Below are 9,960 nucleotides of genomic sequence, written 5' to 3' on the forward strand. Positions count from 1 at the left end.
CCGCGCTCCGCTACTTCGACCTCAACGATGCGTACGCGGGCAAGGAAACCGGCCATCCGAGCGACAACGTCGCGCCGTGCCTGGCCGTGGCCGAAGCGCAGCGCGGCAGCGGCCGCGACCTGATCCTTGCGATCGCGCTGGCCTACGAGATCAATTGCCGCCTGATGGACGCGGCCGCGATCAGCCCGCGCACAGCTTGCCGACCTGCAGACCGGCAAACGCCCGCCGGAAATCGCGGTCACTCAGGCGCAGCTCGCGCAGGCCACCGCGCAAGCCGCGCGCGCCGCCGCGCAACTCGCGCGCGATGAAAGCCAGTACGCGGCCGGCGGCCTGTCGAAGCAGCAGCTCGACGATTCGCGCACGGCCGCGCAAACCACGGCCGCGCAGATGCGTGAACTGCAGAAACAGGTCGACGTCGCGCGCCTGCCCGGCCGCGCGCAGCAAATTACCGCGCAGGCCGCGCAGGCCGACGCCGCGCAGGCGGCAGTGGCCGAGGCGCAATGGAAGCTCGACCAGAAACGCGTCGCCGCGCCCGCCGCCGGGCGCGTGTACGACACGCTGTATCGCGTCGGCGAATGGGTGCAGGCCGGCAATCCGGTCGTGCAGATGCTGCCGCCGCAAAACCTGAAGGTGCGCTTCTTCGTGCCGGAGGCCGCCGTCGCATCGCTCGCGCCGGGGCGCACGGTCGCGATCCACTGCGACGGCTGTGCGGCCGACGTGCCCGCGCGCATCACCTACGTGTCTAGCGAGGCGGAGTACACGCCGCCCGTGATCTACAGCAACGAGAGCCGGACCAAGCTCGTGTTCATGATCGAGGCGCGCCCCGCCGTCGCCGACGCGCCGAAGCTGCACCCGGGCCAGCCCGTCGCCGTGAGGGTGCCATGAACGCGCCGCCGGCACCGTACGCGATCGACGTCGATCGCCTGAACAAGCATTTCGGCGACAAACATGTCGTGAAGGACGTGACGCTGCGCGTCGCGCGCGGCGAGATCTTCGGCTTTCTCGGGCCGAACGGCAGCGGCAAGACCACGTCGATCCGGATGATGTGCGGGCTGCTGACGCCCGACTCGGGCAGCGGCACCTGCCTCGGCTACGACATCGTGCGCGACAGCGCGCAGATCAAGCGGCGCGTCGGCTACATGACGCAGCGCTTCTCGTACTGGGAAGACCTGTCGATCCGCGAGAACCTCGACTTCGTCGCGCGCGTGTACGGGATGTCCGACCGCAAGGCAGCCGTCGCGCGCGCGCTCGACTCGCTCGGCCTCGCGAGCCGCGCGGACCAGCTCACGGGCGCGCTGTCGGGCGGCTGGAAGCAGCGCCTCGCGCTGGCCGCCTGCATGCTGCACGAGCCGGCGCTGCTGCTGCTCGACGAACCCACGGCCGGCGTCGACCCGGCTGCGCGCCGCGACTTCTGGGAAGAGCTGCACCGGCTGGCCGCGCAGGGAATCTCGGTGCTCGTCAGCACGCACTACATGGACGAAGCCGAGCGCTGCCACAAGCTCGCGTACATCGCGTACGGCGAGCTGCTCGCGCAGGGCACGTCGGCGGAGATCGTCGCGTCGCAGGGGCTCGCGACCCGCGCGATCACCGGCGCACATCTGAGCGAATTGTCCGCTCGGCTGCGCACGATGCCGGGCGTCGACCAGACGGTCGTGTTCGGCTCGGCGCTGCACGTGAGCGGCCGCGATCGCGCACAGCTCGACGCGACGCTCGCGCAGGTCGCCGCGCAGGCCGACGGGCCTGCCGCGCTACAGGTCGCGCCGATCGACACCGGGCTCGAAGACGTGTTCATCTTCATGATGGGCCGTGCCTCCGGGCCGCCCGGCGGAGCGTCGTCATGAACACGTGGGCGCGCCTGCGCGACGCATTCTCGGTCGCCCGCTGGTGGAGCATCGTGCTGAAGGAATTCCTGCAGCTGCGGCGCGACCGCGTGACGTTCGCGATGATCGTCGGCGTGCCGATCATCCAGCTCACGCTGTTCGGCTTCGCGATCAACACCGATCCGAAACACCTGCCCACGGCGGTGATCGTCGCCGATGCGAGCCCGTTCGCGCGCAGCTTCGTCGCCGCGATGCGCAATTCCGCGTACTTCGACATCGTCGAGACGCTGCCCGACGAGGCGGCCGGCCGCCATGCGCTCGCACGCGGCGACGTGCAGTTCGTGCTGAACGTGCCGGCCGACTTCTCGCGACGGCTGCTGCGCGGCGAGCGTCCGTCGCTGCTCGTCGAGGCGGACGCGACCGATCCCGTCGCGACCGCATCGGCGATCGGCGCGCTGCCGGGCCTCGTGCAGCCCGTCGCGGACAAGGACCTGACGGGCCCGCTCGCCTACCTGAACGGCCGCCCGGCCGCGTTCGACGTCGTGCTGCACCGGCTGTACAACCCCGAGGGCATCACGCAGTACAACGTCGTGCCGGGCCTGATGGGCGTGATCCTGACGATGACGATGGTGATGATGACGGGCCTCGCGATCACGCGCGAACGCGAGCGCGGCACGATGGAGAACCTGCTCGCGACGCCCGTGCGACCGCTCGAGGTGATGACGGGCAAGATCGTCCCGTACGTGCTGATCGGGCTGATCCAGGTATCGATCATCGTCGCCGCGGCGCGCTTCGTGTTCGACGTGCCGTTCGTCGGCGGCGTGTTCGCGATCTACCTGTCCGCGCTGCTGTTCATCGCCGCGAACCTGACGGTCGGCATCACGCTGTCGTCGCTCGCGCAGAACCAGTTGCAGGCGATGCAGCTCGCGGTGTTCTACTTCCTGCCGAACATCCTGCTGTCGGGCTTCATGTTCCCGTTCGCCGGGATGCCGAAGTGGGCGCAGTTCATCGGCAACCTGCTGCCGCTCACCTACTTCAACCGCCTCGTGCGCGGCATCCTGCTGAAAGGCAACGGCTGGAGCGACCTGTGGCCGTCCGTGTGGCCGGTCGCGCTGTTCACCGTCGTCGTGATGGGCGTCGCGCTGCGCTTCTACCGGCGGACGCTCGACTAGGTGCGCACGATGAAACCGGCTTCGCGTCGCCCCTCCTACATTGACCATGCTGCTCGCGGCTGTGCGCTGGCTGCCGCACTGCTCGTCGCTGGATGCGCGGTCGGGCCGGATTTCCACGTGCCCGATGCGCCGGCCACACAGCACTACACGCGCGGCGAGCCACCCGCGACGACGGCCGCAACCGCCGGCCCGACCGGCGACGCGCAGGCTTTCACGTCGGCCCCTCACACCCCTCGGCAATGGTGGACGCAGTTCGATTCCGAACCCCTGAACCGGCTCGTCGATACCGCGTGGCACAACAGCCCGACGCTTGCCGCGGCCCGCGCGCGGCTCGATGAAGCGCGGCAGAACCATGCGGCCGAAGCCGGCGCGACGATGTTGCCGAAACTCGATGCGAGCCTCTCCGCCACGCGCGAGCAGGTCGATACGACCGCATTCGGCCTGCCGGCCAATGTGCCCAGCCCGGGGCCGTTCACGCTTTATGACGCGTCGGTGAGCGTGTCGTACGTGCTCGACGTGTTCGGCGGCAACCGGCGCGCGCTCGAAGCGCTGCGCGCGCAAGTCGACTACCAGGCGTACACGCTCGACGCTGCGCGCCTGACGCTCGCGGGGAACGTCGTCGCGACCGCGATCCTGCGCGCGTCGCTCGCGCAGCAGGTCGCGCTCACACGGCAGTTGATCGACGCGCAGACGCAGCAGTTGCGCATCGTCGAAGCGCGCTTCGCGGCGGGTGGCGTATCGCAGGCCGACGTGCATGCGCAACGCGCGCTGCTCGCGCAGACGCAGGCATCGCTGCCGCCGCTCGCGGCCCGCCTCGCCCAGTCCGGCCACCGGCTCGCGATTCTGCTCGGCGTGCCGCCGTCCGATGCCGTGTTGCCCGACCTCACGCTCGATGCGCTCGCGCTGCCGCGCACGCTGCCCGTCGCGTTGCCGTCGACGCTCGCACGCGAACGGCCCGATATCCGCGCGGCCGAAGCCGTGCTGCATCAGGCCAGCGCGAACGTCGGCGTGGCCACCGCGAACCTGTATCCGCGCTTGTCGATTTCGGCGGGGATCGGCTCGGAGCGCACGCGCATCGCGGATCTCTTGAGCGGGCTGAATGTATGGAATGTCGGCCTCGGCCTGACGCAACCGCTCTTTCACGGCGGCGAACTGCGCGCGAAGAAACGTGCGGCCGAAGCGGCCTACGACGCGGCGTTCGCAAGTTACCGGGAAACCGTGATCGAGGCGCTGCAGCAAGTGGCCGATGCGATGCGCGCGGTCGAGCACGACGCGGCGGAACTGCAGGCGAGAGACACCGCCGCGCAGGAAGCGGCGGCCAGCAACAGGATTGCCGGCGACCGTTACGCGGCAGGCGGGATCAGCACGTTCGACCTGCTCGACGCGCAACGGCAGACGCTGCAGACGGCACTCGACCGTACGCGCGCGCAGGCCGACCGGCTCGCCGATACGGCGGCGCTGTTCCAGGCGCTGGCGGGAAGCTGGACGGATGACACGGTGGAGTGAGCGAGCGATGCGGGCTCGATGCAGCGCGCTTCGCGATCTCCGCGCGGCAGTCGCGCGAATCATACGAATCGCGCGGGCATAAAAAAACCGGCCCGAAGGCCGGTTTTCATACCGCGTGCCGCCAGCGGCGCTCGCGCGCCGCGCGACATCAGAAGCGGTGGATCATGCCGACGCCGACGCCGATCTGGTTCTGCTTCGAACCTGCGCCCACGCCGTCGCCGATCGACGTCGTTGCGGCGATGATGCCGCTCTTGCCAAGCGTGTTGCCGCTGGCGTGCTGGTAAGCCTCAACTGCGTACAGACCCGTGCGCTTCGACAGGCTGTAGTACTGCGACAGCGTGACCTGGTGGTACTTGGCCGAGCTGGTGATGCCGTTCGACTGCGTTGCCGCCGTGTACGAGTAGCCCGCTGCGAAGTCCCACTGAGCGGCTGCCTTCCAGTGCAGCACGGCGCCTGCCGTGTTGAAGATGGCCGTGTTGCGGAACGACGAACCGACGCCCGGCGTGTACTGGACGTTCGAGTACGATGCCGAAATGTCCCATGCCGGCGTGAACTGGTAGCCAGCCGTCACAGCGATACGCTGTTGCGATTGCGCGGTAGCGTAGCCGTTGTTGATCGATGACACTGCCGGCTGTGCGCCGTTGCCGCTCGAATCGAGACCGTTCTGGACCGTCGAGTTCGCGCCCCACACGCCGCCGCCGAGCGTCGCGTTGTTGATCTTCTGATAGCCGACCGCGATGCCTGCCGGGCCGTTCAGGTACTGGATCGCCGCGCTCCACGTCGAGCCACGGTTCGTTGCGCCTGCGACGCCGCCGAACGAGTACGAACCGCCGACCGTGAAGCCGTAGAACTTCGGCGACATGTAGACGAGCGAGTTGTTCGCGCGGTAGCTGGTATCCAGCGAGTCGATATCGCCCGGGTGCGCGCCGTAGTAGCCGGTCAGCCAGGTCGTCGGGCTGTACGGCGACAGCAGCGTGTAGTACGCGGTGTACTGGCGGCCAGCCGTCAGCGTACCGTACGTGTTGTTGGTCAGGCCCACCCACGCCTGACGCGTGAAGATGCCGTTGGTCCACTGCGACGAGCCGTTAGCCGTGTTGACGCCAGCTTCCAACTGGAAAATCGCCTTCGTGCCGCCGCCGAGATCTTCGCTGCCCTTCAGGCCGAAGCGGCTGCCTGCCCACACGCCGGTGGACATCTGCACCTTCGAGTGACCACCCGAGGTCGCACCGACTGCCGACGAGTTGTTCTGGTAAGCCAGACCGTTATCGACGATACCGTACAGGGTCACGCTGCTCTGGGCGTGAGCGGCGGTAGCGGCTGCAAGGCCAGCTGCCGTCATGGCAACAGCGACGCGCTTTTTCATTGATTCTCCGTCCTCAAAGAATGTTTCTTTTGTGGTGTGGTTTTATGATCTGACACATGTGCGAGTACATGCCGGCGCAATTCTGACGGATTACCGATTATTTCCCAACACGCGCAGTCGGTCATCGTATGATCGACGCAACGCGCGGGTTCACCAAACGGTTACATAACACCTTGAAACGCTTGCGCGGCGGGCCTCTCCGGCATTTCCCGGTGAAAACCCTAGCTTTACATTTTTACGGGTGCAACGAGACCGTCGGATGTCGTCAGATGCCTTCGGCAACATCCATCTTACAAATGCGCGACCGCGGCTGACGCCACGATTCACGCCGCCGCGCAGGATCGCTGACGTTCATGACACCCACATTTCGTGACACGAAATAATGAAAACGTTTTAGTCGAAGCCTGGGGGATGGACAGTTGGACGGGAGCGGCCCGGCGAACGCGGGCCGACAGGCGACGCCGGCACCTGTCGTACCGGCGTCGTTCAGTGCGACTCAGCGTGTGGCCGGTTGCACCAGATGCGCATTCACCGCGTCGGTGAGCGCGGTCATGCGCGCGCGAATCGCGGCGTTCGAGCCGACCAGCGCGAGCGACGACGCCATGATCCGGTAGACGCGCTTTCTCGGCACCTTGGCCGGCTTGACCGGATCGAGCCACGCGGCGTGGCCGGCCAGCAGTTCGAGCGTTTCGAGGCCGATCATGATCGGCCACAGGCATGCGAGCCGCAGCCGCACGAAGCGGCGCGGGATCGCGAGCGTATACAGGCACGCGTCGCGATACTGGTCGAGCGTCACCCGCAGCAGGTCGACGAGTACGCCGCGCGCACGCGCGGACGCATCGGGCGACATCAGGTCGGCGACGCCGAGCCCGTGCGCAGCCAGCACGTCGTCGGGCAGGTAGCAGCGGCCGATGCGCAGATCCTTCCCGCAGTCGCGCAGGATGTTGGTCATCTGCAGCGCCTTGCCGAAACGGATGCCCTTCTCGCACATGTCCGGCAGGTTCCAGCCACGCGCGGCCGGCGTGTGCATGCCCGTCATGTCGGTCCAGAACTCGCCCACGCAGCCGGCGACGAGATACGTGTAGCGGTCGAGTTCGTCGCGCGTCGGCAGCGACGCGACCTGCCCCGACTGCTCGTCGGGGAACGTGCGCAGGTCGAACACCATCCCCGCCGTCAGCGTCGCGACGACCTTGCGGATCGACGCGCGATCGGCGTCCGGCTGCGCGCGCAGCAGCGCGAGCATCGGCTCGATCGAGCCGAGCAGCACGTGCTCGTGCGAATCGGTCTGCATCCGCGTCACGTCCTCGAGCGCACGCGACAGTGCAACGCCGTCGCCGAGCCGTTCGACCTCGTCGCGCAGGTCGGTCAGCAACGCCGCCCGGCGATCGGGGGCGACGAGCGCCGTGTCGGCGATCGTGTCGGCCGCGCGCGCGAGCAGATACGCGAGGCCGACCGGGTTGCGCATGCCGTCGGGCAGCACGCGCAGCGTCAGGTAGAAGGAGCGGGAAACGTTCTTCAGCAGGTCGCCGAGCAGGTAGGCAGAGTCGGTTCGAGTCGTCATGGGTCGGGAAAAATCGGCCGGCGCGCGCCCCGGACGCACACGGGCGCCGGGCGCCCGCGCCGGCCCGCGAGTCGCCGCATCGTCGCGCCAGGCGGGCGTCGGCCCCGGCGCAGCGATGCAAAATTCCCGCAAGTTTAGTGCATCCGGCGCGCGGCCTGCCTCAGACGGGCGGAATGCGTCGCACATCGGGCCACCGCCAACCGCCTTGCCGCGAGCATCGCGCCCTAAAAATATGCAACAGAAAGGCACACGTAATACATATGTAATTATTCGGTGCGACGATCGCGTCCCATTCGACTCCGTGCGACACGGCGCAACAGCCGCGCCGCCGGAGCGACCGCCCCTTTCCGACTCCCGTTTCGAAGGTTCACCGCCATGCTCTTCAAGCGCCCGACCTCCCTGCGCTACGTCCCGTTCGCGTGCGCCGCCGCGTTCCTGCTCGCCGCATGCGGCGGCGACGACGTCGCGTCCGATCCCACCCAGCCGATTTCCGCGAAGGTCCAGGTGGTCGGCCATCGCGGCGCAAGTGCGCTGCGCCCCGAACACACGCTCGCGTCGTACCGCAAGGCGATCGAGGACGGCGCGGACGTGATCGAGCCCGACCTCGTGTCGACCCGCGACGGCGTGCTCGTCGCGCGTCACGAGAACGAGATCTCGGGCACGACGAACGTGTCGACGCTGCCGCAGTTCGCGAGCCGCAAGGCGACCAAGACGATCGACGGCGCGGAGCTGACAGGCTGGTTCACCGAGGATTTCACGCTCGCCGAGCTGAAGACGCTGCGTGCCCGCGAGCGCATTCCGCAGGTCCGCCCCGCGAACACCGCGTACAACGACCAGTTCGAGATTCCGACGTTCGACGAGATCGTCGCGCTCGCGAAGCAGATGTCCGCGCAGACCGGCCGCACGATCCACCTGTATCCGGAAACCAAGCATCCGACCTACTTCCAGTCGATCAACCTGCCGCTCGAAGACCGTCTCGTCGACGCGCTGCTGAAGGATTCATACACGGCGCGCACGGCGACCGTCTATATCCAGTCGTTCGAGGTCGCGAACCTGAAGACGATCCGCAACCGGATCAAGTCGAGCCAGCCGAACTGGAAGCTCGTGCAGCTGATGGACGAAGCCGGCCAGCGCCCGTACGACTTCGTGAAGGCGAACGACAAGCGCACCTACGGCGACCTGTCGACGCGCGACGGCATGCGCGAGATCGCGACCTATGCGAACGGCGTCGGCCCGTACAAGACGTCGATCATCGCCGTCGCCGCGGACGGCACACTGCAGCAGCCGACGCCGTACGTGCGCTACGCGCACGAGGCCGGCCTCGTCGTGCATCCGTACACGTTCCGCCCGGAGAACAACTTCCTGCCCGCGTCGCTGAAGGACGGCGGCACGCCGGCCACGCGCAACACCGCCGGCTCGGTGCGCGAGATCCAGGCGTACCTGCGCGCGGGCATCGACGGCTTCTTCACCGACGATCCGGCCGTCGGCCGCACGGCCGTCGATACGTTCAAGCGCTGATCGCGCGGCACGTGCCCGAGAGGCGGTAGCCGGGCGCGGCACACAGCGTGCCGCCGTGCCCGGTTGCGCCGCATCGGTCAGATCACGTTGAAGTGATGCGTGCCGTCCCGCTTCAACTGATCGACCAGTCCGTACTCCCAGTCGAGATACGCCTGCATCGCGGCCGCCGCGTTGTCGGCGCCTTCGTACGGGCGCCGGTAGCGATCGACGCGCGGTGACGCGAGATGCGTCTCGCCGTTTTCGAGCGGCAACCCGGCCTCGATCCATGCGGCGGTGCCGCCGGTCAGCACCGAGATGTCGGCCGAGGCCGGCAGCAGCGCACGCGCGTCGTCCGCCGCGAATCGCGCCAGCAGGCTCGATCCGCATGTGAACACATAGCGCTTCGCGGGCGGAATCGCCGCGAGCGCGTCGCGCAACTGCGCACGCACGGCGAACCACGCGCCCGGGATATGGCGCTTCACGTAGTTCGCGCTGGCCGTCACGTCGACGATCGCCAGCTCGCCGGGTGCAGCCTCCTTCAGCCAGCCCGCGAGCGTCGCGGGCGATACGTCCGTCACGGGTGGCGTCGCCGGCACGTCGCGCGGCGGTTGGCCGCGCTCGCCGAATTTCGCCGTGTCGTTCTCCGGTTCGACGACGCGTACGTCCCAGCCCATCTGCGCGAGCCACGACGCGGTCATGTCGGCGCGCACGCCGTCGTCGTCGACAAGCACGATCCGCGCGCCGCGCACGGCCGCGTGATGGTCGGTTTCCTGCACGAGCTGGCCACCGGGCGTGCTCAGGAAGCCCGGCAGATGGCCGGCTTCGTATTCCTCCGGCGTGCGTACGTCGAAGCGGTACAACGTGCGGCCCGGTTCGTCGAGCGCGGCGACATCCGCGAGCGCGATGCGCGGCACGCCCGCGGTTGCGCAGGAATTCGGCGCGCACGTAATCGGACAGCACGAGCCAGCCGAACATCGACAGCAGGATGAACAGCAGCCACAGCGACGGCGTGAAGATCGACGCGAAGATGATCAGCAGGTA

General features: G+C 68.1%; 6 protein-coding genes and 4 pseudogenes. 6 read left to right on the forward strand and 4 right to left on the reverse strand.

Annotation, left to right across the window (positions count from 1 at the left end):
• The 5 genes and pseudogenes from G3N61_RS36060 to G3N61_RS36080 all read left to right on the forward strand — a co-directional run.
• Positions 1-191 (forward strand): annotated as a pseudogene (locus tag G3N61_RS36060) (MmgE/PrpD family protein); the annotation flags it as partial.
• Positions 181-885, forward strand: a pseudogene (locus G3N61_RS36065) (HlyD family efflux transporter periplasmic adaptor subunit); the annotation flags it as partial. The pseudogenes G3N61_RS36060 and G3N61_RS36065, both read left to right, overlap by 11 nt.
• A complete protein-coding gene (locus tag G3N61_RS36070; protein WP_205824766.1) occupies positions 882-1,841 on the forward strand; it encodes an ABC transporter ATP-binding protein in 960 nt (319 codons plus the stop codon). The pseudogene G3N61_RS36065 and the gene G3N61_RS36070, both read left to right, overlap by 4 nt.
• Positions 1,838-2,992, forward strand: coding sequence for an ABC transporter permease (locus G3N61_RS36075; protein ID WP_205824768.1), 1,155 nt, complete (start codon positions 1,838-1,840; stop codon positions 2,990-2,992). Before G3N61_RS36070 ends, G3N61_RS36075 begins: the two co-directional genes overlap by 4 nt.
• A 9-nt stretch (positions 2,993-3,001) precedes the next feature.
• A complete protein-coding gene (locus G3N61_RS36080; RefSeq protein WP_205824770.1) occupies positions 3,002-4,498 on the forward strand; it encodes an efflux transporter outer membrane subunit in 1,497 nt (498 codons plus the stop codon).
• 148 nt (positions 4,499-4,646) lie between these two features.
• Here the strand turns inward: G3N61_RS36080 and G3N61_RS36085 are convergent, their stop codons facing one another.
• Positions 4,647-5,861 (reverse strand): porin, encoded by a 1,215-nt coding sequence (locus tag G3N61_RS36085; RefSeq protein WP_043183556.1) that lies wholly within the window; start codon positions 5,859-5,861, stop codon positions 4,647-4,649.
• A 496-nt stretch (positions 5,862-6,357) separates the two neighbouring features.
• Entirely contained in the window at positions 6,358-7,422 is a 1,065-nt protein-coding gene (locus G3N61_RS36090; protein ID WP_205824772.1) for a phytoene/squalene synthase family protein, read from the reverse strand.
• Between the two features lie 375 nt (positions 7,423-7,797).
• Between G3N61_RS36090 and G3N61_RS36095 the strand changes: the two genes are divergently transcribed.
• Entirely contained in the window at positions 7,798-8,940 is a 1,143-nt protein-coding gene (locus G3N61_RS36095; RefSeq protein WP_043183553.1) for a glycerophosphodiester phosphodiesterase, read from the forward strand.
• Positions 8,941-9,017: 77 nt separating this feature from the next.
• Here the strand turns inward: G3N61_RS36095 and G3N61_RS36100 are convergent.
• A pseudogene (locus G3N61_RS36100) lies at positions 9,018-9,839 on the reverse strand (rhodanese-like domain-containing protein); the annotation flags it as partial.
• Positions 9,838-9,960, reverse strand: a pseudogene (locus tag G3N61_RS39880) (ABC transporter permease); the annotation flags it as partial. The pseudogenes G3N61_RS36100 and G3N61_RS39880, both read right to left, overlap by 2 nt.

Source organism: Burkholderia sp. Ac-20349 (assembly GCF_017104865.1).
Classification (GTDB): Bacteria; Pseudomonadota; Gammaproteobacteria; order Burkholderiales; family Burkholderiaceae; genus Burkholderia; species Burkholderia aenigmatica.

Bases quoted from the DNA above. Each gene is read 5' to 3' on its own strand.
- G3N61_RS36070 (WP_205824766.1), top strand. From the start codon at position 882: ATGAACGCGCCGCCGGCACCGTACGCGATCGACGTCGATCGCCTGAAC.
- G3N61_RS36075 (WP_205824768.1), top strand. From the start codon at position 1,838: ATGAACACGTGGGCGCGCCTGCGCGACGCATTCTCGGTCGCCCGCTGG.
- G3N61_RS36080 (WP_205824770.1), top strand. From the start codon at position 3,002: ATGAAACCGGCTTCGCGTCGCCCCTCCTACATTGACCATGCTGCTCGC.
- G3N61_RS36085 (WP_043183556.1), bottom strand. From the start codon at position 5,861: ATGAAAAAGCGCGTCGCTGTTGCCATGACGGCAGCTGGCCTTGCAGCC.
- G3N61_RS36090 (WP_205824772.1), bottom strand. From the start codon at position 7,422: ATGACGACTCGAACCGACTCTGCCTACCTGCTCGGCGACCTGCTGAAG.
- G3N61_RS36095 (WP_043183553.1), top strand. From the start codon at position 7,798: ATGCTCTTCAAGCGCCCGACCTCCCTGCGCTACGTCCCGTTCGCGTGC.